This window comes from Labrenzia sp. THAF82 (genome assembly GCF_009363435.1).
In the GTDB taxonomy this organism is placed as follows: Bacteria; Pseudomonadota; Alphaproteobacteria; order Rhizobiales; family Stappiaceae; genus Roseibium; species Roseibium porphyridii.
The window spans coordinates 6,015,273-6,038,948 of the sequence record NZ_CP045354.1; the positions used below are offsets into that span (position 1 = coordinate 6,015,273).

Annotated in this window: 20 protein-coding genes; 5 read left to right on the forward strand and 15 right to left on the reverse strand. The window is 56.7% G+C overall.

Annotated elements, in window-relative coordinates; all coding sequences use genetic code 11:
• Window positions 1-64 precede the first annotated feature (64 nt).
• On the forward strand, window positions 65-1,327 hold the full coding sequence (locus FIV00_RS27650) for an MFS transporter (RefSeq protein WP_152503718.1): 1,263 nt from the start codon (window positions 65-67) through the stop codon (window positions 1,325-1,327).
• A gap of 28 nt (window positions 1,328-1,355) precedes the next feature.
• On the opposite strand, the gene FIV00_RS27655 is transcribed toward FIV00_RS27650, so the two are convergent.
• Window positions 1,356-1,589 (reverse strand): DUF1127 domain-containing protein, encoded by a 234-nt coding sequence (locus tag FIV00_RS27655; RefSeq protein WP_152503719.1) that lies wholly within the window; start codon window positions 1,587-1,589, stop codon window positions 1,356-1,358.
• 159 nt (window positions 1,590-1,748) lie between these two features.
• On the opposite strand from FIV00_RS27655, the gene FIV00_RS27660 reads away from it, so the two are divergent.
• Window positions 1,749-2,774, forward strand: a complete 1,026-nt coding sequence (locus FIV00_RS27660; RefSeq protein ID WP_152503720.1) for a YafY family protein — start codon at window positions 1,749-1,751, stop codon at window positions 2,772-2,774.
• Here the strand turns inward: FIV00_RS27660 and FIV00_RS27665 are convergent.
• Complete coding sequence (locus FIV00_RS27665) at window positions 2,766-3,572, reverse strand: undecaprenyl-diphosphate phosphatase (RefSeq protein ID WP_152503721.1); 807 nt, start codon at window positions 3,570-3,572, stop codon at window positions 2,766-2,768. The genes FIV00_RS27660 and FIV00_RS27665 overlap by 9 nt on opposite strands.
• Window positions 3,573-3,789: 217 nt before the next feature.
• Here FIV00_RS27665 and FIV00_RS27670 point away from each other — a divergent pair, with 217 nt between their 5' ends.
• The 3 genes from FIV00_RS27670 (at window position 3,790) to FIV00_RS27680 (ending at window position 7,910) form a co-directional block, all read left to right on the forward strand.
• Entirely contained in the window at window positions 3,790-4,482 is a 693-nt protein-coding gene (locus FIV00_RS27670; RefSeq protein WP_152503722.1) for a glutathione S-transferase family protein, read from the forward strand.
• A gap of 18 nt (window positions 4,483-4,500) precedes the next feature.
• On the forward strand, window positions 4,501-5,634 hold the full coding sequence (queG, locus tag FIV00_RS27675) for a tRNA epoxyqueuosine(34) reductase QueG (protein WP_152503723.1): 1,134 nt from the start codon (window positions 4,501-4,503) through the stop codon (window positions 5,632-5,634).
• A 140-nt stretch (window positions 5,635-5,774) separates the two neighbouring features.
• A complete protein-coding gene (locus FIV00_RS27680; protein ID WP_152503724.1) occupies window positions 5,775-7,910 on the forward strand; it encodes a hypothetical protein in 2,136 nt (711 codons plus the stop codon).
• A 223-nt stretch (window positions 7,911-8,133) separates the two neighbouring features.
• Here the strand turns inward: FIV00_RS27680 and fdhF are convergent, their stop codons facing one another.
• The 13 genes from fdhF to obgE all read right to left on the reverse strand — a co-directional run bounded on the left by fdhF (window position 8,134) and on the right by obgE (window position 23,636).
• Window positions 8,134-10,902: a formate dehydrogenase subunit alpha gene (gene fdhF, locus FIV00_RS27685; RefSeq protein WP_152503725.1), complete on the reverse strand. Its 2,769-nt coding sequence runs from the start codon at window positions 10,900-10,902 to the stop codon at window positions 8,134-8,136.
• Window positions 10,899-12,575, reverse strand: coding sequence for an NAD(P)H-dependent oxidoreductase subunit E (locus FIV00_RS27690; RefSeq protein WP_152503726.1), 1,677 nt, complete (start codon window positions 12,573-12,575; stop codon window positions 10,899-10,901). Before FIV00_RS27690 ends, fdhF begins: the two co-directional genes overlap by 4 nt.
• Before the next feature lie 322 nt (window positions 12,576-12,897).
• Window positions 12,898-13,428 carry an RNA pyrophosphohydrolase gene (locus FIV00_RS27695; protein ID WP_152503727.1) on the reverse strand — a complete coding sequence of 177 codons (531 nt, stop codon included), beginning with the start codon at window positions 13,426-13,428 and terminating at the stop codon, window positions 12,898-12,900.
• Window positions 13,429-13,510: 82 nt separating this feature from the next.
• The gene (locus FIV00_RS27700) at window positions 13,511-14,656 is read right to left on the reverse strand and encodes a divergent polysaccharide deacetylase family protein (protein WP_209006733.1); all 1,146 of its coding nucleotides are present in this window, start codon (window positions 14,654-14,656) and stop codon (window positions 13,511-13,513) included.
• Window positions 14,657-14,780: 124 nt separating this feature from the next.
• Entirely contained in the window at window positions 14,781-16,109 is a 1,329-nt protein-coding gene (locus FIV00_RS27705) for a S41 family peptidase (protein ID WP_152503728.1), read from the reverse strand.
• Window positions 16,106-17,455 (reverse strand): murein hydrolase activator EnvC, encoded by a 1,350-nt coding sequence (locus tag FIV00_RS27710; RefSeq protein ID WP_152503729.1) that lies wholly within the window; start codon window positions 17,453-17,455, stop codon window positions 16,106-16,108. The genes FIV00_RS27705 and FIV00_RS27710 overlap by 4 nt, the downstream gene beginning before the upstream one ends.
• Before the next feature lie 297 nt (window positions 17,456-17,752).
• A complete protein-coding gene (locus tag FIV00_RS27715; RefSeq protein WP_152503730.1) occupies window positions 17,753-18,250 on the reverse strand; it encodes a GNAT family N-acetyltransferase in 498 nt (165 codons plus the stop codon).
• A gap of 33 nt (window positions 18,251-18,283) precedes the next feature.
• Window positions 18,284-18,766, reverse strand: coding sequence for a 23S rRNA (pseudouridine(1915)-N(3))-methyltransferase RlmH (gene rlmH / locus FIV00_RS27720; RefSeq protein WP_152503731.1), 483 nt, complete (start codon window positions 18,764-18,766; stop codon window positions 18,284-18,286).
• 97 nt (window positions 18,767-18,863) lie between these two features.
• Complete coding sequence (gene rsfS, locus FIV00_RS27725) at window positions 18,864-19,274, reverse strand: ribosome silencing factor (protein WP_209006734.1); 411 nt, start codon at window positions 19,272-19,274, stop codon at window positions 18,864-18,866.
• A 202-nt stretch (window positions 19,275-19,476) separates the two neighbouring features.
• Window positions 19,477-20,115: a nicotinate-nucleotide adenylyltransferase gene (locus tag FIV00_RS27730; RefSeq protein WP_152503732.1), complete on the reverse strand. Its 639-nt coding sequence runs from the start codon at window positions 20,113-20,115 to the stop codon at window positions 19,477-19,479.
• A 10-nt stretch (window positions 20,116-20,125) separates the two neighbouring features.
• Entirely contained in the window at window positions 20,126-21,406 is a 1,281-nt protein-coding gene (locus tag FIV00_RS27735; protein ID WP_152503733.1) for a glutamate-5-semialdehyde dehydrogenase, read from the reverse strand.
• A 50-nt stretch (window positions 21,407-21,456) separates the two neighbouring features.
• Window positions 21,457-22,593 (reverse strand): glutamate 5-kinase, encoded by a 1,137-nt coding sequence (gene proB, locus FIV00_RS27740; protein ID WP_371419598.1) that lies wholly within the window; start codon window positions 22,591-22,593, stop codon window positions 21,457-21,459.
• Window positions 22,590-23,636 carry a GTPase ObgE gene (obgE, locus tag FIV00_RS27745; RefSeq protein WP_152503735.1) on the reverse strand — a complete coding sequence of 349 codons (1,047 nt, stop codon included), beginning with the start codon at window positions 23,634-23,636 and terminating at the stop codon, window positions 22,590-22,592. The genes proB and obgE overlap by 4 nt, the downstream gene beginning before the upstream one ends.
• Between the last annotated feature and the right edge of the window lie 40 nt (window positions 23,637-23,676).

Sequence of the window (23,676 nt, forward strand, 5' to 3'; positions counted from 1 at the left end):
AAGCTTTCGATTGCCGCGTATTTGCGCATGTCTTAGGCTTGTGACCAGTTGGGAGGCGCCCATTGTGTCATTTCTTACCAAAGTCACTTTGCTTTTCGTTGTTTTCGTAGACCTTCTCGGTCAGGGCCTGGTGTTTCCGATCATCAACAGCCTGATCATGGAACCGTCGACCTCGATGTTGCCGAAGGACACGTCGGATGCGGTCCGTCATTTCAACTACGGCCTGATCATCGGCGTCTTTTTTCTGTGCTGGTTTTTCGGCGCACCATACATCTCAAAGCTCTCAGATGTGATTGGTCGGAAGAATGCCATTCTGATCTGTCTGTTCGGTGCGCTTGGCGGCTACGCCCTGACAATCATCGCCCTCTACCTCAACAGTTTTCTGCTGCTCATTCTCGGCCGTGCCATCACCGGTTTGACGGCAGGCAATCAGCCCATTGCCCAGGCGGCGATGATCGACGGCAGCGTCGATGACGAAGACCGAAACCGCAACATGGGCTACATCATCACGGGCGTCAGCTTCGGTCTGGTTGGTGGCCCATTGATCGGCGGCTTTCTATCCGACCCTATCCTGATTGGCAGCATTGCCAGCATCAAACTGCCATTTTATGCCTGCTTCGGACTGGTGGCGATTGCAATATTTCTGGTGATCTTCGGCTTTGAGGACAAGGAAGATGCTGTTGCCGAAAAACAGCCATTCGTGTTCCGCCCGGCTGAAATATTCGAGCTGTTGTGGCAAATCACCAAATATCCGAAGGTGATGCGGCTGACCTTTGTGTTCTTCTTCTTTCACATTGCCAACCTCTCCTTCTATATTTTTGTCGACAACTACCTGACCAGCCGCTTTGGCTATGGCACCCTTGGCGGCTCCATGGTGATGCTGACAATCGGGGCAGCCCTTGCCTTTTCCAGCACGTTTCTTGTTGTGCCGGCACAAAAGCGGCTTAGCAAAGAAGCGATCTTGGGGATCACCTTTACTGTCTGGGCCCTTTCGGCGGCGGCATTCGTTGCGTCTCCGGTGGCCATACTTACCTTCATTCCGGTGTTCTGTTTCTATTTTGTGTTTGGGATCGCCTACCCGACATTTCTCGGGCTTTATTCGGCTGCGGTCGGTGACGAAGAGCAAGGCTGGGTGATGGGCGTTACAATAGCCGTGTTCACATTGGTCGCTGGCGTCATCTCCCTGATCGGTGGAGAACTGATCGGGCTCGACCTGGACTTGCCTTTCTACGGCGTCATCATCGCCGCCATCCTTGCCCTGGCTGTCATGTTCCTTGCCTGGAACAAACCTGAAATCAAGGCGCTTACCAGAAGGTCCGGCGGCTGAAACTCAAGGTCAGCCGCCGACTTCATCATTAGTTCCAGAATTCCGCGCCCAAGCGGTCGTGGTGCAATTCGCGATACCCGGTTGTCGTGCGCACAAGGCCAATGTCCCGCAGTTCATCATGGTTCAGATGTGACAGAGCTTTGTGAGTTGCTCTGCGGCGGAAATAGCTGTTGAACTCAGCAACAAATACACGAAGGGCGGAAAGCAGAAGACCGCGGCTATGCGCACGGCTGCGAAAAACGGTATCGATCTCAAGACTCATCTCACTTCTCCTAAGGGATCTGGAAGCCCCGCTTTCCGGGGACGAGAGGAGAATGCCAAAGCAATCCTGACAACAGCGAGTCAGGTTTGATCCCGTTCTGTTCTCAGGTTATCATTTTTTTGAGATTCATTTTTCCAGCCTGGATCAGGACCTCAATCCATGAACCCAATCGAACGTGCGCTCGGCATTTTGCTGTTGCTAACCGGAGGCAAACTTGTCCCTGCCACCGCGCTTGCCGAACGCTTTCAGGTTTCGCTGCGCACAATCTATCGTGACATCGACAGGCTGATTGCCCTCGGTGTCCCGGTCGATGCAGAACGTGGAGCGGAAGGCGGTTACCGCCTTGCGAGCGGCTATCTTCAGCCGCCGGTGGCGTTGACACGCAATGAAACGGCGGCCCTGCTGGCTGCCATGGCCCTTGTGCGCTCGAGCCGCACTGTACCTCTTGCTGCCGAACTTGGCGCTGCGGAAAAGAAACTGCTCGCGTCGCTGCCCAAATCCGTGCACGGCCTTCTCAAGGACGCCGACAGGATCGTCGGCATCGAACCTATACCACCCGATATTTTTCATTCCGGAACCAAGGCGGAACCGACTGAAGACTGGCAAACCGCGCTGGACGGCTTCATGGCAGGTATTCTGGACAGCAAGCGCGTGCGATTTGAACACGTCAATCCGTCCAGACGAACCGTCAAGTCGCATGACGTCGAACCCTTTGGCGTCATGTTCGACCGTGATCTTTGGTACCTGGCCGGTCGCTGTGTCGACACGGACCTGTTGAAGGTCTACCGGGCGGACAGAGTACGTTCGCTGGAAGTCAGTGGGCTCTACTTTCGGCCAGACAAGGATTTCTCCATCAAGAGCCTTACGGGCGGTGCCTGGCTATCGCAGGCCATGCGTCGATGGGAGAAAGAGGAAGACATCGCCAAGATCCTGATCACCCCGCACCAGGCCCGCAAACTCAGTGCCGACTGGTATTACCGGCATGCGATCTTTACACCCGCAGAGGACGGCAGAGTGCTGATCAGCATACCTTCCACCGAGCGCGCGCGGATCCTGCCGTTGGTCCGCTGGCTGGGACCTGGTGCTGAATTGCTTGGTCCGAAAAATCTGCGGCGGGAGATGGCCGAGGAACTCAGCGCGCTCAAGTCGCTCTATGAACGGTCGCCGCTGGATAAATCAGCCTAGGAAATAAAGCCCTGCAAAACCGGCGATACCAACCCCGATACGCCACCAGGCGAACGGAGCAAAACCGTGCCGGGATACAAAGTCCAGAAGACCCTTCACCACAAAAACCCCGGCGATGAACGAGGCAACGAACCCGATCGTGATGATCACCGCATCATCCATCGAGAGCACATTCCGGTTCTTGTAAAGATCATAGGTGAATGCACCGGCCATGGTCGGCATGGCGAGAAAGAAAGAAAACTCTGCAGCTGATCTCTTGTCGGTTCCCATCAGCAATGCGCCGGCGATTGTGGCACCCGAGCGCGAAACGCCCGGCACCATGGCGAGGCACTGGCAGAAGCCGATCTTGAGGCAAAGCGACAACGGGTAGTCCATGACATTGGTGTAGCGCGGAGACAAAGGCAATCTGTCGATCCACAGAAGGATGACCCCGCCAATCAGCAAAGTCGCACAAATCAGGGCGGGTGTTTCGAACAACACCTCCTTGATGAAGCTATGCAGCATAACCCCGATGACGGCGGCGGGAAGAAACGCAACCAGAATACCAAACACGAAGCGGCGGCTTGTCGGATCGCTCGGCAATGTGATTGCCAGGTTCCACAAACGAGCGAAATAGACTGACAATATGGCCAGAATCGCGCCCAACTGGATCAAAACCTCGAAGGTCTTGCCCGTGCTTTCGAACCCAAGAAAGTGCCCAAGCAACAGGATATGACCAGTGGACGAGACAGGAATGAACTCTGTCAGCCCCTCGACAATCCCCAGAATGAGAGCGCTGACAATCGTTTGGCCATCCATTTTGTCACAGGTCTCCAAATGGCTTGCTACATTCCGGCCCGAGCGGGTATGTCTCGCGACTCAGATTGCTATTCAATGCGGCCTGTTTGCCGGAGCAATTTCGTGCCGTCAAATCCTTGATAACCATATCCGGGCAAACTGGACGTTAACGCGAATTTCCCTTCGGGCTCAGGGTCTGCACCCTAGTCTTGCCACAGTTCAGGCTCTAAACGCTTTAATGCTTACGCTCTATCATCACCCTTTCTCGCCGTCGTCCCGATTTGTGCGGCTTATCCTGGCCGAATACGGAGCAGCCTTCGAGGAGCATCACGTTGATCCATGGGACAGGCCACAGGAGCTCTTGATGCTGAATGCCGCCGGTACCGTTCCGGTTCTGGTGGAAAATGAAGGCCCCGCGATCTGTGGTCCGGGACCGATCATGGAATATCTCGACGAGACCCGGGGATATGCGGTTGCCGACAAGCGCCTGATGCCTGACCATCCCGAAGCCAGAGCTGAAACCAGACGGCTGGTGGAATGGAGCCTTACCAAACTCGATGCTGAGGTTGTCGGCCATTTTGTGCGCGAACGTATCTACAAGCAGATCATGCCGAAATCAGCCGGCGGCGGTGAGCCCGATTCAGCGGCGCTTCGGGTGGCGCGCGCAAACATCAATCATCATTTGAGGTATTTCGGCTATCTGGTTGCCTCCCGCCGCTGGATCGCCGGTGACCGTTTGACCTTTGCCGATTTTGCACTTGCTGCGGGGCTTTCCTGCGCCGATTATCTCGGAGAAGTCCCGTGGGGCGACGAGGAGGACATCAAGTCCTGGTATGCGCGGGTCAAATCCCGCCCCAGCATGCGGCCACTCCTCGGCGAAAAGGTGCTCGGCATGCCGCCTGCCCCTACCTACGCGGACCTGGATTTTTAGACCGGCAGTTCGTTTGGTTTGGACGCAAAAACACATAAAGTTCTGACTGCTTTCAGGGAAAAGGCAGACCAGCTCGGTTTCGATGCCGTGAAAATAACTGCTGCCGACAGCATTCCCGAAGCCGGAGAAAGACTGCGCCGTTTTTTGAAGAATGATTTTCACGGCACCATGACATGGATGGCCGACACGGCGGATCGCCGTGCAGCACCACCTGCGCTTTGGTCTGATGTGAATTCGGTCATCATGCTGGCCATGAACTACAGCCCGGACGGCGCACCGGAAAGCCATCCATTGGCGCATCTGGAAGATCCCACTAAAGGTGGCATCTCGGTTTATGCCAGGCATCGCGATTATCATGACGTCATCAAGGGACGCCTGAAGGAGCTTGCAAGTTTTCTCGTCTCCAGAGCCGGTGGAGATGTCAAGGTATTCGTCGATACGGCCCCGGTGATGGAGAAGCCGCTCGGTCAGGCCGCGGGCCTCGGCTGGCAAGGCAAACACACCAATCTGGTCTCGCGCGAACTCGGGTCCTGGTTCTTTCTCGGTTCGATCTTCACAACGCTTGACTTGCCACCCGATGGCGCGGAGATCGATCACTGCGGGTCATGCAGGGCTTGTCTCGACAGCTGTCCGACCGATGCCTTCCCCGCGCCTTACCAGCTTGATGCCCGGCGCTGCATCTCGTATCTGACCATCGAGCACGCAGGCCCCATACCGCATGAATTCCGCGAAGCCATGGGCAACCGTATCTATGGCTGCGATGACTGCTTGGCCGCTTGTCCCTGGAACAAGTTCGCCGACACCGCCAGAGAAGCCAAGCTCGTGGCGCGAAATGATCTCAAGAGCCCGCGGCTGGCCGACCTCCTCGAATTGGACGACGGCGCGTTCCGCAAATTGTTTTCCGGCTCGCCGATAAAGCGGATCGGACGGAACCGTTTCCTAAGAAATGTCCTGATCGCGGCAGGAAACTCTAAGACACCGGATCTCGTTCAAATCACTATGACTCTTCTGGACGACCCGGATCCGGTTGTCAGAGGTGCTGCGGTCTGGGCGTTTCGCCGGCTCGGCCAAGATCACCTTGTGGATAGCCTGAAATCGAAGGCTCTTTCCTCGGAAACCGATGAAACCGTTCGCCAGGAATGGCAGAGATAAGCCGCTGATACAGCCGGACTTGATTCGACCTCGGCAAGAGAATGGTTCATAGTCATGGAATGGCCATGGACGTCTCCCTATATCGGGTCTGACCATCTCTTTCCCGGTCATTTCCGATCATCCGATTTGGAGCCAAAACATTGATTTCACAAACTACGCTTCCGTCTTCACGCTCTTCCCTCCGAGCCCGCGCTCAGATCCTATGCCTCACCACGGCTATGGCTCTGGTGACGGGGCCTGCCTTGGCGCAGGACAACGGAATAGCCGCCTTCAACGCATATGTCGCGGGGTTGTCAGCGCTGGGTCTTGACGTTGAAAACGGATCCGTCAACTACGACGAGGGCAGTGACACGCTGACCCTGACCGACAGCAAACTTGTTTTTGCAGGCACAATTTCCGATTTGCCGTCGGACGACGGCGACGACACCACGACCCAGGACCTAGAATATTCACTATCCATGGAGTCGGGCACCGTCACCATTACCGGTCTGACACATGATGCCGGTGCTTTCTCCGCCGACACCTGGACCTATTCCGATGACAGTGTTCTGATCGTCACCGGTTCGGTGGAAGGGGAAGGCCGCCTGCGTGCAGAAGGCCGCATGGCGGGAATATCCGCGACCGGCTACAGCTTCAATATGCCGGAAATTCCGGCTGAAGATCCCAAGCGCCAGGCAAGCCGCTGGCTGCCGTTCCTCAAGGCCACCGTTCTGACCTCATATGAGGAAGTCAAGGTCGACAGCACAGCCATGACCTTCGAGGCTTACGCTATCGAGGACGGTCAGGAAACGCCTGTGGTCACCGGCACCATGCAGATGGATGGATACGTCATGGCCGATGCCAAAGACGGCTTCATCGGGTCCTATTCCATCGACAAGGTCACACAGAACCTGCAGACGCTCGAACCCGGATCTGGCAACATGGTCAACCAGACCACCAGCCAGGGCAAAACCATCTACGAAAACATCGACGCGGCCGCGTTCGTTGATCTTTTTGACCCGGATGTTCCTGTGACCGGCGACGAAATTGTCATGATCGGTTCAGGGTCTGCCGTTGACTACGAAAACACCCAGGAAATTCTCCCGGGGATGACGCTCAAGATGAATGTCGAGAGCGCCACCATGGGCGAAATGACGGTCACCAAGCGCGACCATGATTTCCTCGCCGTTTTTGACGAGCTGCTGGACACCAAGGAACCTTCTCCTGAAAAGATCATCACCAGCGTGTTTCAGCTTTATCGCTCATTCGGCATTTCCGATGCCCGTGTCAGCGGCGTCTCCCTGAATGTGCCTTCGCCGGACACGGATGGCGGCTTTGATGTCAATATCAAGGAAATGGCGATGACCAACGTCAATTCCGATGGCATTGGCGAGATGATGATTGTCGGAGTGGATGCCCCAGAGCTGCCGGAAGGCGCTTCTGTCAAACTCGACTGGGCTGCGATCGGCGATATCGAGTTTGCCGAATACACGCCGATGAAAGCCATGATCAGCACACTGATGGCCGACCCGAGCTACGGCGAAAACAATCCGCTGGAAGTTGCCCGCGCCTTCATGCCGCGCTCATTCGGTTATGAAGTGCAGGGCTTGGATGTCAACGTTCCTGACGAAGGGCGTATTCAGATTGGCAAAACCGAGTTCAAAGCGTCCACAACGGTGCCGCCGATCCCGACAAGCCTCTTCTTTAAGAGCGACGGTATCCGCGCCCCGATCAGCGCCGTCGATGACAAGGACGTTGAAGACATGCTTCGGGCGCTCGGGCTTGAAGAGATTGTCTGGTCTGATGAAACCCGGCTCTACTGGGACGAATCCACTCTTGAGCTGCGCCTGGAGCGCCTGATGGTGAACATTGAAGGTGTCGGGAGAGCCGAAGCATCGGCTCGTTTTGCAAACGTCCCGAAAGCCTTGTTTGAAGATCCGGAAGGTCAGGGTCAGATGGCAGCGATCACGGCGCAGTTCGTTGATGCTTCGCTTGTAATCAACGATGCCGGCATTACGGCCAAGGGTCTGAAGCATATTGCGGATGCTGAAGGCATTCCGGAAAACGTCTTCCGCGAGGCCCTGGTTGCTCAGGCCACCGAAGCGACGAGACCGATCCAGAACGAAGCCTTCACGAACATGGTGAGCGAAGCGGTCTCCAAGTTCCTTGAGAACCCGGGTGAGTTGAAGGTCACGCTCGTTCCGGCCAATCCGGTGCCGCTCGCGCAAATTCTCGGCAGCATGGCCGCACCTCAAACGATCCCGGATCTCCTGAATGTCACTGTCACCGCGAATTGAGCGGACGACATTCCACTGACACACAAAGGGCGGCCAAATGGCCGCCCTTTTTCATCCAGAATTCGTTTCAATGGCAAAACCTTTTCGGCCTGCTCATGGAGGCTCCAAAGTCTGCCCACAGCGCTCTGTTCGCAAACCCTTCCGCTGAAATTTAAAATTCGCGGCAACTCGTCAGCCCCGCTCGCATGGTTCTAGCCTATGAGACTCGGGTGTTTGGGAACCGCTATTCGGCAGCTTCTTGCTGTTGTGCCGGACCGATGCGTGCCGCGCAGAATTTGAATTCGGGAATTTTTCCGAACGGGTCAAGCTGCGGATTAGTCAGGAAGTTGGCCGGTGCTTCAAAGAAACAGAATGGCACGAACAACATCCCTGCCGAAACGTCCCGATCAGCCCGCAAAGTCAGCGTGATCGCGCCCCGACGCGTCTCGACCGTTACCTGTTGCCCAATATCCAATCCCGCAAGTTTGATGTCGCGGGGGTTCATGGACACCACGGGCTCCGGCTCGATTGCGTCGAGAACCGCTGCCCGCCGGGTCATGGCACCCGTGTGCCAATGTTCCAGCATTCGGCCTGTGGTCAGCACCAAAGGGAAATCGTCATCGGGTAACTCGTCCGGTGGCACCAAATCTGTCGGAACAATTTTTCCGCGTCCGTCAGCCGTTGGGAAAGACTGTCCGAACAGGATTTCGTTGCCAGGCACATCAGACGCATCTGCGGGGTAGGTCACCGTGCCTTCACGTTCCAGCCGCTCCCAGGAAATATTTTTGAGAGAGGCCATGTGCGAACGCATTTCCTCATAGATCGCCGGAACTCCGTCGTAGGACCAGTCAAGCCCAAGCCGATTGGCTATGTCGATCAGGATAGTCCAGTCTTCACGCGCTTCACCAGGCATTGGAACACAAGGTCTGCCAATCTGAACCTGGCGGTTGGTGTTGGTATAGGTGCCAAGTTTTTCCGCATGCGCAGATGCAGGCAAAATGACATCTGCATGCCAGGCTGTTTCGGTCAGGAAAATGTCCTGAACCACCAGATGCGTCAGGCTCGCAAGCGCCTTGCGGGCGTGGCTTTGATCGGGATCCGACATTGCCGGATTTTCACCCTGGATATACATCGCCTCGATGCCGCCAGAGAGAATGTCATTCATGATTTCAACGACCGTCAGGCCCCTCACGGGATCCAGCGTGCGCCCCCAAGCGTCTTCGAATTCCGACCGGATATCTGCGCTCTCAACAGACCGGTAATCCGGGAAAACCATCGGGATCAGGCCAGCATCGGAGGCACCTTGAACATTGTTCTGTCCGCGCAAGGGATGCAAGCCGGTTCCGGGCCGGCCGATCTGTCCAGTTGTCAGCGCCATGGCAATCAGGCAACGGACGTTGTCCGTGCCGTGAACATGCTGCGAAACGCCCATTCCCCAGTAGATGATCGATTTGGCGCTGGTCGCATAAAGGCGCGCGACTTCGCGAAGAGTATCAGCCCCGATACCGCAGACAGGCTCCATAGCCTCGGGCGTGAAGTCTCGGATTTTTTCCTTCAACGTTTCGAAGCCGTCAACATGAGCCGCGATATACTGGCTGTCATAGAGCTCCTCCGAGATGATCACGTTGAGGATTGCGTTCAGCATCGCGACATCCGTGCCCGGCTTGAATTTCAAACCATAGTCAGCGTGTCGCATGAGACCCTGGCCACGTGGGTCCATGACGATGAGTTTCGTGCCCTTTTTGGCGGCTTGCTTGATATAGGTTGCGGCAACCGGATGGTTCTGCTCCGGTCTGGCACCGATGACGATCATGCAATCGGCATCTTCCGCGGCATTGAAAGGTGCCGTAACCGCACCGGACCCGATCCCTTCCATGAGCGCTGCCACCGATGATGCGTGGCAAAGGCGCGTGCAATGGTCAACGTTGTTGGTTTGAAAGCCTTGGCGGATCAATTTCTGGAACAGGTAAGCTTCTTCGTTTGAGCCCTTGGCGGACCCAAAACCGGCAACACCTGCACCGCCTTTGGCCTCGAAACTCGCCTTCAGACCACCGGCGGCCTTTTCAAGCGCTTCTTCCCAGGTTGCTTCACGGAAGAAATCAAGATGATTTTCAAGTGTCATGGAAATGTCGCCGCGCTTGGGCGCATCGTCCCGGCGGATAAGCGGCTTGGTAAGTCGCTCCGGGCTGGAGACATAGTCAAAGCCGAAACGACCCTTGACGCAGAGCCTGTTCTCGTTGGCCGGCCCGTTGCGACCTTCAACACTGACAATCCGGCCGTCGGCAACCGAAACCGAAGTCAGGCAACCGACACCGCAGAACGGACAGACACTGTCGATCGTTTCTTCCGCGAAAATCTCACGTTTGGTTGCCGTCTCGTCCAGGAGGCTTTTTTCCATCAATGCCCCGGTGGGACAAGCGGAGACGCATTCTCCGCAGGCGACACAAGTGGAGATGCCCATCGGGTCGGCCAGATCGAATACCGGCATCGTGTGAGAGCCGCGATCGGCCATCCCGATCACATCATTGACCTGAACTTCACGGCAGGCCCTTTCACACAGATTGCATGCGATACAGGCGTCGAGGTTGACTGCAATTGCGGGGTGCGAAACGTCCTGATCCGGCTTGGAACCGGCTGCGAACCGGCCGGTGGAAACACCGATGGCATCCGACCACTTCCAGAAATCACTTTGCGGGTCAGGATGGTGGTCGCGACCTGGCTGATCAGAGGCAAGTAGCTCAAACACCATTTCGCGTGCCTTTGAAGCACGCTCGGTCTCAGTGTTGACAACCATGCCTTCTGCGGGTGTCCGGATACAGGACGCCGCAAGCACCCGTTCGCCTTCGATATCCACCATGCATGCACGGCAATTGCCGTCGGAGCGATAGCCCGGCGCATCCTTGTGGCACAGATGCGGGATGGCGACGCCTTCACGCTTGGCAACCTGCCAGATGGTTTCACCGTCTTCCGCTGTTACAGTCTTGCCGTCGAGAGAGAATGTGACCTGGCTCATTTGTCAAACTCCTCAGGGAAGAATTTAAGCACCGACGCGACCGGATTGCTGGCCGCCTGACCGAGACCGCAGATCGATGCAGTGCGCATGACTTCATCAAGGTCCGCAATCTTGCCTTTGTCCCAATCGCCATCCGAAAGCAGTTGCTCCATCTTCTCGGTTCCGGAGCGGCACGGCGTACACTGACCACAGCTCTCGTGCTTGAAGAAGCGCATCAGATTCAGCGCCACGTCGCGCATATCGTCCTGATCGGAGAAGACAACGATAGCATGACTTCCGATAAAACAGCCGTGCTTGTCGAGAGTTCCGAAATCCAGTGATTCATCGGCAAGCGATGCCGGCAGAATACCACCCGAAGCACCACCCGGCAGATATCCCTTGAAGACATGCCCTTCATCCATGCCACCGCAGAACTCTTCCAGCAGTTCGTTCATCGTGATACCGGCAGGCGCGAGCTTGACCCCCGGATCGCGAACCCGGCCAGAGACCGAGAAGGAGCGGAAACCCTTTTTGTCCCGCCGCCCCTGCGATGCAAACCAGTCAGGTCCTTTTTCGATAATGTCCCGGATCCAATAGAGCGTCTCGACGTTATGGTTCAATGTGGGCCGACCAAAGAGGCCGACCTGCGCGATGAAAGGTGGGCGATGGCGCGGAAGGCCCCGCTTGCCTTCAATGGACTCGATCATCGCGCTTTCTTCGCCGCAAATATATGCACCGGCACCACGTCGCAATTCGATCCCGATTGTCGTGATGACGCCAGCATCGTTCAGTGCGGAAATTTCGGTCTTCAGGATTTCAAGAACTGCCGGGTATTCATCGCGCATATAGAGATAGACGCGATCCGCAGAAATTGCGTGGGCAGCAATCAGGGCCCCTTCCAGAAGGCGATGAGGATCCCGTTCAAGATGATGACGATCCTTGAACGTGCCCGGTTCGCCCTCATCACCATTGATCGTCAGATATTTCGGTCCGGGCAGATCGTTGACGATTTTCCATTTTGTACCCGTTGGAAAACCGGCGCCGCCGAGCCCACGGAGACCCGCTTCGAGCGCCTTGTCGGCAATGGCAGCAGCGTCGAGGTCACCTGCCCGAACACGGTCCAGCAGTTTGTAACCACCGTTTGCACGGTATTCCTCAAGGCCGATATAGTCAGGCATTTCAGGAGACGTTTCACCTTCGAACAGGATCGAACGGACTGAAATCTCGGTGGCATTGTCAACGGCACGCTTGCCGACCTGAACAGCAGGAGCCCCAGCACAACGGCCGATGCACGGAACTTTTTGCACGCGGACCTTTGACGGATCCAGTCCACTCTCAAGAACGCCAGCAAGTGCGTCTGCACCCTTTAGCGAGCATGCAACGCTGTCGCAGACGCGAATGGTCAACGCGGCGGGTTTGGTTTCGCCTTCGCGAACGATGTCGAAATGATGATAGAAACTGGCGACTTCATAGACCTCGGCCTGTGAGAGCCGCATTTCTTCTGCCAATGCACGCAAATGTCGGGCTTCCAGGCAGCCATAAGCATCCTGAATTTTGTGAAGGTGCTCGATGAGCAGATCGGCGCGGCGCGGTTCGTCGCCCAGCAATGCCTGGACTTCGCTTAAGGCCGCATCTTCCAACTGACGCCCTTTTGGCTGGGACGGCTTCCGTGAAAGCCCCTTGCCGAAAGACATTGGCGTTCCTCCCAAGTGTTCCGCAGCATACCGGCTCAACCGGGTGTGTGCTTCAGCATATGTCGGTTACGTCCTGAAATTTCAAATCCGCAAGGCGGTTTTGCTTCAAAACGTCTCAATTCGGCGGGATGTTAGCGAGGCGTCTATGGCCTGTCTGTTTCAAAAACGTCAAACGGACTTCAATTGCTGACGCTTTGACGATGACTTCGTCACCGGTTCAGCACAATTTTTAGTCACGGCAAATTTCACCGTAGCGTTGCAGGACGCGGGTCATCAAAGCCCGCGGCCATTCGAGCGAACGCTCGTACCAACCGCAGGCTATTCAGTCGGTCAGGTGTGAGAATGCTGCGACGACGCGTTCATAGACCGGGCGCTTGAACGGAACAATCAGACCGGGAAGCTGTGCTGCATGTTCCCAGCGCCACTTGCTGAATTCCGCTGAGTGTCCGTCCGGCGGTACCAGAATGTTGATTTCGTCGTCGTCCCCATCGAAACGATAAGCAACCCAACGCTGCGCCTGACCTCTGTATTTACCCTTGCGGCTCCGTTGCACCACTTCCGGAGGATAGTCATACGCGAACCATTCCGGCGCTTCTTCGAGCAGACTGATCGTCCTGACGGAAGTTTCCTCATAGAGCTCGCGCCGGGCCGCCCGTTCAGGGGTTTCGCCCTTGTCGATCCCGCCTTGGGGCATTTGCCACGAGAATTCATAGTTAGCGGAACTTCCGCCATCGTCGCGACTGCCGATCCAAACCATGCCGTGCTTGTTAATCAGCATGATACCGACACAAGGGCGGTAGGGCAGGCCTCCAGAAGGCTCTGGAAAACCGGGGCCAAGTTCAAGCTTTGTCACGAAATCACCTATTGGAAACACACACTGTTAGCGACACGATCAAATCAAACCCTGAATATCGGGGCCCATGGCCGCAAACACTCTATCGATCAATGGTCGCGCTGATCGGTACCAACTGCAAACCGCGTTGTTCAAGGTCCTGAACCCATTCTTTGAGCTGGCGAACCGTAACGGGTAGCGCAGATCCGGATGCCACCGCGACACCCCGTGCGCGAGCAATACTTTCAAGCTGAAGCAGCTTGGCATCAATGTGATCGTCCCGCGGAACTTCGTCCAGAACAACGTCGACCCCGCTATAGGGTATGCGCTGATCGCCGGCCACCTGGGGCGCAAGGCTGCGCGAAGATGCTCCATTGTCGACAAACATCAGTCCACGGGACTTAAGCTTCTCCATGAGATAGTCCATGGATGGCTTCGTGGAGGTGAACCGTGCACCCATTTCAGGAATGACGCCGACATAGTTGGTTGCTCGGGTCAGGAGGTAAGCCAACCGATCCATCATTTCCACGGGTTTCAGACTGACCAGCAGCGTGTGTGGACCTGGATCGTTGTCCGGGAAATCAAACGGCTCCAGCGGTAATTGCAGCAAAAGCTCATGGCCTCTGGTGCGCGCCTGCTGCATCCAAAGGTCAAGATCGTCGCCGTAAGGGGCCATGGCAAAGGTTATGTCTGCCGGAAGGCTGTCGATTGCGTTTTGCGTTCCGGTTTCACTCAACCCCATGCCGTTCAACACAACTGCGATTTTCGGGATCGACTTGAATTCGCTCACCACAGGGCGGGAATAAGCATCGAGCGGCCGCACTCCGGCATCGCTGATCTTGGGAAGGAAACCGTAGTCGGTTCGCTCAAAAACCCTGTTGTCCGGATTGATCGAAAGGTTCGCAACCGGAGCATCGTGGCTCAGACCATCCGGGCGCTCGATCATCTGATAACGCGGACCGAGGAGATCCTCGCTCGTTTCAGGCCGCAGGTTGGGGCCAAGATCACCGGTGAGTCCAGGTCGGATTTCGACAACTTCGATGTCGTGAGACGTGACGCCCTCGACGACTGCATCCAGCGGCAGGAGTGCGACAGGTTCGCCGCCAATGGGATCGTCCACCACTGCGACCCACACCACAATGGTCGTAATTGCGACACTGAGGATACCTGCACCGATAAGGCCAAACGGCAGCTTCACGAGCCGCCGTTTGCCCATGCCTAAGGGAGCTGTGAGATCTTCGCTCGACATACCGTCCTGAGCCCGTTGACCGGGTCTGGCTGAGACTCGCACCAGCTACCGGCGTCATCATTGTTGTTTTGATACGCAGAACGAAACGGAGGGCACGCGCTGGCGGACCAGCGCGTGTTACTTGTTAGTTTTTGACAGCAGCGCTGTCTGAGACAGGCGGGAATGCGCTGTCGACCTGAACGCCGCGCAGGAGATCCAGCGCGAGTTTCAATTGGGTGTCGTCTTCCGGATCTGCCGGCACGTAGGCCTGGCTGCCGCTTTCCTCTTCACCGTCGGCTTCCAGGTGACCGCGAAGTCCAGCCTCACCTTTGGTGTCGACACGACCGACCAGCTCTTCCGGCAGTTCCTGCAAAGCTTCAATGTCCGGAACGATGCCCTTTGCCTGGATCGAATTGCCGGACGGCGTGTAGTAACGAGCCGTTGTCAGACGGATCGCGCCGTTAGCGCCAAGCGGGATGATGGTCTGCACGGACCCTTTGCCGAAGGACCGGGTGCCGAGAATAGTGGCACGACGGTGATCCTGAAGAGCGCCTGCAACGATCTCGGATGCCGATGCGGAGCCACCGTTGACCAGAATGATCACAGGCTTGCCTGTGGTCAGATCGCCAGCACGCGCATTGTAGCGCTGCGTTTCATCTGCCTCACGGCCTCGCGTGGAGACAATTTCACCGCGATCCAGGAAAGCGTCTGAAACGGCAATCGCCTGATCCAGCAATCCGCCTGGATTGTTGCGCAAATCGATGATGAAGCCTTTCAGCTTGTCTTCACCGATGCTCTCAGACATCTGCTCGATGCCTTTCTTCAAGCCGTCGAAAGTTTGCTCGTTGAATTGCGTGACGCGCACATATCCGACGTCGTCTTCTTCGCGCCAGCGAACAGAGCGAATGCGGATGACGTCACGCGTGATTGTGATGTCGAACGGTTCAGCGGCACCCTTACGGCGGATGGTCACAACGATATCGGTGTTGACCGGACCGCGCATTTTTTCAACGGCCTCATTCAGGGTCAGTCCCTGAACCTGCTCGCCGTCAATATAGGTGATCAGGTCACCCGCAAGAACGCCTGCTTTGGCAGCCGGTGTCTCATCGATCGGAGACACCACTTTCACGAGGCCCTCTTCCATCGTCACTTCGATGCCAAGGCCACCGAATTCACCGCGGGTCTGCACCTGCATGTCCCGGAAGCTTTTTGGAGACATGTAGCTGGAGTGCGGGTCGAGGGAAGTCAGCATTCCGTTGATGGCGCTTTCGATCAGCTGCGCATCGTCAGGCACTTCCACATAGTCCGAGCGCACTCTTTCGAAAACGTCACCGAACAGATTGAGCTGCCGATAAGTGTCCGTCGCGGCCGCATTGGCCGCCACTGAAACGTTCAGCGGCATCTGGGACATGGTCGTGACTGCCACAGCACCCATCAGAGCACCGACAACCAGCAAGGAAGCTTTCCGTATCATCCGCGAGCCTTTTCCTCTTCTGTGCGCGCCCACCAAGGTGTGGGGTTTATCGCACGGCCGTCTTTTCGAAATTCAACATATAGGATCGGTTGGGTTGAACCCAAGCCGAAAGTCGAAGCGCTCGCCCATTGGGTCGCGCCCATCACACCGACCGGTTCCCCGGTCAAAACAAACTGCCCCAATTCCGCGTCTATCCGGTCCATACCGGCCAGGAGCACATGGTAGCCATCACCCGTATTCAGGATCAAGAGCTGTCCGAAAGATCGGAACGGACCTGAATAAACAACCCAACCGTCTGCAGGTGAGGTTACATTAGAGCCCGGCCTTGTGGCGATAGATTGACCTTCGGTCTCCCCACCAAAATCATCTTCTTCACCGAAATCCTTCAACAACGTGCCGACGACCGGTTGCGGCAGCTGCCCGACAGCATCATCAAATGCGATTGCCGGCGCAAGACGGCCGGGGTCAGAGAACGGATCAAATTTCCGCGAATCTTGTTGTTTTGCGTCCAGAGCAGCCTGGCGCGACTTTTCCGCAGCCTCACGTGCACTCTCGATTTCGGCTTCCAGACTTGCGATCAGCTCCTGCAGGGACCCGGCTTTGTTGGCCAGTTCTTCCGCGCGCTTTTGCTCTTGTTCCAGCACGCGTACCGATTTTTGATGTTCCTGCCGCTTTGCGCTCAACAGCAATTCCAGACGCGACCTTTCCTCAGCCAACCGCATGGCATCGCCGCGCAGTCGGTTCTTTTCATCCGCGATCACCGTTTTCAGCCGGTGCAATTCTTCAAGGTCGGCGGCAAGCGCCTCGGTTTCGACCTTCAGCTCGGGCATAACGGCGTTCAACAAAATGGCGCTACGTACGGCAGACAGAGCATCACTGGGGCGCACGGCAAGTGCGGGCGGAGGCCGTTTGCCAATTCGCTGCAGGGCTGCCAGCACTTCTGCCAAAATATCCCGCCGTGCAATCAAAGACAGTCGAACCGCGTCTTCGTTCTCACCAAGTGCGCGCAACCGACGTTCCGTTGCCGTCAGCTCGGTTTCAAGCCCTTTGATCGTGTCGGACGTGCTGATGATTTTCGCATTCAGCGTTTCACGATCCCGATCAAGCGCCCTGATTTCGCGCGCGATGGCGGCCTGCCGATCAGTTGATACGTCGATGTCACGAGAGAGCGCGGCCAGTTCCTGCTCGCGTTGTTTCTTCCGCTCCAGAGCTGCGTTCACTTCCGGGGCAAGTTCTGTCTGCTCCTGAGAACTCTCGTCGACGCTTTCCGTCGCCAATCCGTTTGCAGGCAGCGCCAGTGCAGCCACAAGCAGGCAGCTCAAGAGCGGTCGTTTGACTATCCGCATCTCAAGTCCAGGTCTCGCAAATCTGATGCGATCCGGTAACAACCTGCCTAAGCTCCCAAAAGGTTATCTTATTCACCGATACACAGTCTGCGTTAACGAACCGTTTACCCTAATAAATAGTTCACTAACGACGCCTTCCACCGGTGTATCGCGTAACCTTGTTTGTCCGGTAATCTTTGAGCGATAATCGCCGAATGCGGCGAGATACGGGCAGAAGCCAAGATTTCCGCCATTTCGAACGCTCGGCAAGGCCCGCCGAACCCGGCGGCATGGAGTCTTAGCTTCCAAGCTTACGCCCTAACCGCCAAAGTGGCGATAGACGATATCCTGTGGATCAGGTCGCGGCGCATCGTTGTCCAGCGTCGCACCCAGGCGTTTTGCAAGGCAGGCGGAGCGTTCGTTTTCAGGGTCCATATAACTCACCAATCCCGGCAGACGGCGCTGGTTTCTCGCCCAATCGCGAAAGGCACTTGCAGCTTCGAACGCAATTCCCCTGCCTTCGGCATGTGCGTAAACGAACCAGCCAAGCTCATGTTCGGGAAAGAGAGGTCCGTGATTGATACCGACCTGACCCAGACACTCACCTGTCTGACTGTCGTCGATCATCAGTGCACCGTGATCCATCAGGTGCCACTGTGCGACATCCTGACAGAACAGCCCCCAGGCATTGAAGCGGGTGAATGGCCCCCCCATGAATCGCGACCGATCGGATAGCATCAACTGCTCGTAGCTCGGCCAATCGTCCATTTTCATCGGCCGCAACGTCAAGCGGTCGGTCGTCAGAATTGGCGGCATGTTGCCCTGTCTCCTGAGAAGCACATATATGGGTCAGACCCGGTGGTAAGGATGTCCGGCCTGGATGGTTATGGCCCGATAGATCTGCTCTGCAAGCAGGATCCGCGCAATCTGATGCGGCCATGTCATCGCACCCAGCGCCAGTTTCAGGTCTGCCCGTTCCAAAAGCTCCTGACCGTGCCCATCAGCCCCACCGATAGCAAAGACAACTTCCGAAATGCCCTCATCCTTCCAACCTTCAAGCTTCTGGCTGAAAGCCGGACTGGTCAGGTTCTTGCCATGCTCATCGAGAACAATCAGGCGAGCGCCCGGCGGCAGCGACTGCTGGATGACCTTTGCCTCTTCCGCCTTACGATCTTCAGGCCGCTGCGCACGGCTTTCAGGATGTTCAGAGAGAGAGACGCCGGTAATACCCAGACCCCGTCCGGATTTGCGCGCCCGGTCCAGATATCGGTCGAAAAGGTCTTTGTCCGCACCGGCCTTCATCCGGCCAATGCAGGAAAGCGTAAAGCGCATAAATTCCTCGCCGGAACGAAGTTTCCGGTTATCACTCCATCGGCATCGCGAAGCCCAGGCTCAACCGCCGGCCAAGTCAGGACTTCAAAGCCGTATGTCAGCCAACATACTGCGGCGCGTCATCCGAATCCGGCGCCCACATCTTCTCCAAATTGTAGAAGCCGCGAACTTCCGGACGGAAAATGTGAACGATCACATCGCCCGCATCAATCAGCACCCAATCGCATGTCGCCTGGCCTTCCACCGTTGAGGTGCGTGCGCCAGCCGATTTCAGGTCCTTGAGCAGATGATCCGCGATCGCGCCCACATGTCGATGGGAGCGTCCGGACACGATCACCATGTGATCTGCCAGGGAGCTTTTTCCTGCGATGTTTAGAGTAACGACGTCCTCAGCTTTGGAATCGTCAAGACTGGTGAGGACCGTATCGAGGAGGTCTGCCGCAAGATCTTTGCTTACGGAAGCCTTCAGAGGAGTGGACATGGTTGCCCGCTCACTGTCAAAGGTCATGGTCAGATGTAGTGCCTTTCGCCGTTTGTCCGCCCTGTTCCCAACGTCGTCACGAACCGATGGTTTCGGTTTCGTACGTCACCCGTTTTGGAGACAGGACCGGTTGACCGTACCTCGGCCGCGCTCGTCGCGACCGACCCTATAATACCGCTTCCCTTTTGGCATTTTCAAGACAAGCGGGTTTTCTTGGCAAAATTGCCGGTCACACCCCGGATTTCGTTAGCCTCAGATCAGTGGATGACGTTTGATCGAGGGGCGTGTGCAAGAAAGTCCAGACCGGTGGTTGCAAGTCCGGAAGCATGGCCGCACTCTTCTCCGGAAGCCTATATTTTTCAAACGCTTTTGCCATAGGTGCAGACACTGTCGACAAGGAAGCACCAGGCCGGTCAACCACCGCGATCGGAACCGAACCAACGATTTCTCGCCAATCCTGCCAGTGATGAAAGCTTGCAAGATTGTCAGCACCCATGACCCAAACGAATCGGACTTTCGGCCTTATTGCCCTCAGCGACGTGACGGTTTTCGCGGTGTAGGCTGATCCGAGCACTTTCTCAAATGCAGTCACTTTCATGCGCGGATGATCTGCAAGCGCTCTTGTCTTACGCAGCCGCAAATCAAGAGGCGCCAGATCTGAATGGCTCTTGAGAGGGTTTCCCGGCGTCACCAGCCACCAGATCTGATCGAGACCAAGCCTTTTCAAAGCGGTGATCGCAACCAGACGGTGCCCCGAATGAGGGGGATTGAAGGATCCGCCGAAAATGCCGATGCGATTGCCAGCTTCGGCGTGAGGCAATTTCAGCCACTGCCAGTCAAGTTCTGAGACCGGATTTCCTTCACTCATGCGCGAAGTCTCATGGACGGGTCTGACCCGTACCACGAACCTTGTATTTGAAGCTGGTAAGCTGTTCGACGCCAACCGGACCACGCGCATGCATACGGCCTGTCGCAATGCCAATTTCAGCGCCCATGCCGAACTCACCGCCGTCGGCAAATTGCGTTGACGCATTGTGCAGAACAATCGCTGAATCGACCTCGCTCTGAAAACGGTCCGCTGCTGCCTGATCTTCAGACAGGATACAGTCGGTGTGGCTGGACCCATGCCGGCTGATATGAGACATCGCCGCATTCAGATCCGGCACGACCTTCACCGACAGGATCTTGTCGAGATATTCAGTGGACCAGTCCTCTTCACTTGCCGGCACAACGCCTTCACAAATGTCGCGCACACGGTCGTCGCCTCGAATTTCACATCCCTTTTCCTGAAGAGCCCTGATGATCTGAGGCATATGGCTGTTTGCGACACCCTCATGCACCAGTAGCGTCTCAAGCGCACCGCAAATGCCGGTGCGGCGCAGCTTTGAATTGACGACAATGTCCAGTGATTTCTCCAGATCCGCCGACTTGTCGAGGAAAATGTGAACCAGACCTTCCAAATGAGCAAATACCGGCACGCGCGCTTCAGTTTGCACGCGTTCAACCAGGCTCCGGCCGCCGCGCGGAACAATCACATCAAGATTGCCACCAAGGCCACGCAGCATCTCGCCGACTGCAGCCCTATCCGTTACCGGCACAATCTGGATCGCATCTTCCGGCAGCCCTGCGGCGGACAGGCCCTTTTGCAGCGCCGCATGAATGGCCCTGTTGGAGTGGATCGTGTCAGAACCACCGCGAAGAACGACAGCGTTCCCGGCTTTAAGACACAGTGCACCGGCGTCGGCTGTCACATTGGGGCGGCTCTCATAAATAACGCCGATCACTCCAAGAGGTGTCCGAACCCGTTCGATCTTCAGTCCGTTAGGCCGCTCCCATGCCGCCATGACGCTGCCCACCGGATCGTCAAGCGCAACGATGTCTTCCAGCGCGGCAGCAATGGCTTCGATGCGCTCGGCCGTCAACGTGCCGCGATCGAGAAACGCTGCCGTCTGACCATTTGCGGTCATGGCGTCGACGTCCAGCTTGTTGCCAGCCAGAATGTCTGGTGTTGCCTGACGAACTGCCTCCGCCATTTTGCGCAGCGCATCGTTTTTCTGATCAGCTGGTGCGGTCGCCAGGACATTCCCGGCGGCGCGGGCGCGCTGCCCGATCTCCGCCATCAGATCCTCAGTCGTCATTGCTTCGACCGCTTCCAACATTCTTCCAAACTCCCAAATTGCGGTTACCAGACCGCCTGTTTTGTGACTTTTTAGCCTGTTCCGTGCAAAAAGACATCATCCAGCACAAGATCGTCTCGGTGGATCATCTCAGCCCGGCCCGGGTATCCGACAATTGCTTCAATCTCACGGCTGTTGCGTCCCGCAATCAGCCTTGCCTCATCTGCGTCATATGCGATCAGCCCACGACCAATGATGCGCCCCTGCAGGGTCTCCACGATTACGGCATCCCCACGCGTAAACGCACCCGACACGGATGAAACCCCGGCGGGCAGCAGGCTTTTGCCGGATTTCATGGCCTGAACCGCACCTTCGTCCAACGTTATCCGTCCACGCGGCTCCAGGTGCCCGCCAATCCAGGCCTTGCGGGCGCTTGCCGGAGAACCGAGAGCGGGAAACCATGTTCCCCGCCCACCCTCAGCCAAGCGCTTCAATGGATTGAGTTCCTTGCCGGAGGTAATGATCATTGTTGTTCCGGCCGCTGTCGCGATCTTGCCCGCATCGATCTTGGTCTTCATTCCTCCGCGGGAGAGTTCTGACCCGGCACTGCCCGCCATGGCTTCGATCTCTCGCGTGATACGCGGCACTTCAGGCAGAAAGACAGCATCAGGATCTTCACTCGGCGGCGCGGTGTACAGCCCATCGATATCTGACAGGAGCACGAGACAATCCGCGCTGGCCATGGTGGCAACCCGTGCGGCCAACCTGTCATTGTCGCCATATCGAATTTCCGAGGTCGCGACAGAATCGTTCTCGTTGACGATCGGCACGGCACCCATCTTCAACAGCATGCCAATGGTGGCGCGCGCGTTCAGGTACCGCCTGCGTTCTTCCGTATCGCCGAGCGTCAACAGGATCTGGCCGGCCTTTTTACCATGCCTACCGAGTGCATCCGCATAGGCCTGCGCAAGCGCAATCTGTCCGGCCGCTGCTGCTGCCTGACTTTCCTCAAGTTTCAACGGGCCTGCCGGTAACCCCAAGACACCCCGCCCGAGTGCAATCGAGCCCGAAGAAACGATCAGGATGTCCGCTCCTGCCTCCGACAAAGACACAATGTCGGAGACAAGCGCGTCGAGCCAGGCCCGTTTCAATTCGCCCTGATCAACCAGCAGGGCAGATCCGATCTTGACGACGATCCGATTGAAAGATTTCAGACTTCTGGACATCAGGGGTGCCAGCCCTCCTGTTCAGGCGCAGGCACCTGATTGGCGGCATCTTCCTTGTCCTTGTCGATTGCACGCACAATCATGCGCAAAGCCCGATCGACATTCTGGCCACTTGCCGATGACAGCACCAACGGCTTCTGGCCACAGGCAGCCTCCAGGCTCGCCGACCTTTCAGCGATCAGGTCTTCCGTGAGTGCATCGCATTTCGACAAGGCGACGATCTCCGGCTTGTCCATGAGCCCTGCACCATAGGCCTCAAGTTCACCGCGCACGACACGGTAGGCTTCGCCAGGGTCTTCTTCGCCCGACCCGTCAACGAGATGCAGCAACACCCGTGTACGTTCGACATGTCCGAGAAACCGGTCGCCAAGGCCCGTGCCTTCATGCGCGCCTTCGATCAGGCCGGGAATATCGGCCATTGCAAAGCTGTGTCCATCGATCTGGACGATACCGAGATTGGGGTGGAGGGTAGTGAACGGATAGTCGGCGATTTTCGGCTTAGCGGCCGAGACAGTTGCCAGAAAAGTGGACTTACCGGCATTCGGCAGTCCAACCAGTCCCGCGTCTGCAATCAGCTTGAGACGAAGCCAGATCCACTTCTCCTCGCCTTCCAGACCCGGATTTGCCCGGCGTGGCGCCTGGTTTACGGACGATTTGAAATGCGCATTGCCGAAACCGCCATTGCCGCCCTTCATCAGAAGAACACGCTGGCCAAGCTCCGTCAGATCGGCAATCAGCGTTTCGTTGTCCTCTTCAAGGATCTGGGTGCCGACCGGCACTTTCAGAACCACGTCATCACCATGGGCACCTGTTCGGTTGCGCCCCATGCCATGGATGCCTGTCCCTGCTTTGAAATGCTGTTTGTAGCGATAGTCGATCAGGGTATTGAGACCATCAACGCACTCTACGATCACATCGCCGCCCTTACCGCCGTCTCCGCCGTCCGGGCCGCCATATTCAATGTATTTTTCTCGGCGAAACGACACACACCCGGCGCCCCCGTTGCCGGAACGCACATAAATCTTGGCCTGATCGAGGAATTTCATTTTCTTCTCTTTTTTCTTGTCCTGCTGTCAGGCCCTGGTC

Coding starts and splice junctions, on each gene's coding strand:
- FIV00_RS27660 (WP_152503720.1), top strand. CDS start 1,749: ATGAACCCAATCGAACGTGCGCTCGGCATTTTGCTGTTGCTAACCGGA.
- FIV00_RS27705 (WP_152503728.1), bottom strand. CDS start 16,109: ATGATACGGAAAGCTTCCTTGCTGGTTGTCGGTGCTCTGATGGGTGCT.
- fdhF (WP_152503725.1), bottom strand. CDS start 10,902: ATGAGCCAGGTCACATTCTCTCTCGACGGCAAGACTGTAACAGCGGAA.
- FIV00_RS27735 (WP_152503733.1), bottom strand. CDS start 21,406: ATGTTGGAAGCGGTCGAAGCAATGACGACTGAGGATCTGATGGCGGAG.
- rsfS (WP_209006734.1), bottom strand. CDS start 19,274: ATGACCTTTGACAGTGAGCGGGCAACCATGTCCACTCCTCTGAAGGCT.
- FIV00_RS27665 (WP_152503721.1), bottom strand. CDS start 3,572: ATGGATGGCCAAACGATTGTCAGCGCTCTCATTCTGGGGATTGTCGAG.
- FIV00_RS27690 (WP_152503726.1), bottom strand. CDS start 12,575: ATGTCTTTCGGCAAGGGGCTTTCACGGAAGCCGTCCCAGCCAAAAGGG.
- FIV00_RS27655 (WP_152503719.1), bottom strand. CDS start 1,589: ATGAGTCTTGAGATCGATACCGTTTTTCGCAGCCGTGCGCATAGCCGC.
- rlmH (WP_152503731.1), bottom strand. CDS start 18,766: ATGCGCTTTACGCTTTCCTGCATTGGCCGGATGAAGGCCGGTGCGGAC.
- obgE (WP_152503735.1), bottom strand. CDS start 23,636: ATGAAATTCCTCGATCAGGCCAAGATTTATGTGCGTTCCGGCAACGGG.
- FIV00_RS27715 (WP_152503730.1), bottom strand. CDS start 18,250: ATGCCGCCAATTCTGACGACCGACCGCTTGACGTTGCGGCCGATGAAA.
- FIV00_RS27710 (WP_152503729.1), bottom strand. CDS start 17,455: ATGCGGATAGTCAAACGACCGCTCTTGAGCTGCCTGCTTGTGGCTGCA.
- FIV00_RS27730 (WP_152503732.1), bottom strand. CDS start 20,115: ATGAGTGAAGGAAATCCGGTCTCAGAACTTGACTGGCAGTGGCTGAAA.
- FIV00_RS27700 (WP_209006733.1), bottom strand. CDS start 14,656: ATGTCGAGCGAAGATCTCACAGCTCCCTTAGGCATGGGCAAACGGCGG.
- FIV00_RS27670 (WP_152503722.1), top strand. CDS start 3,790: ATGCTTACGCTCTATCATCACCCTTTCTCGCCGTCGTCCCGATTTGTG.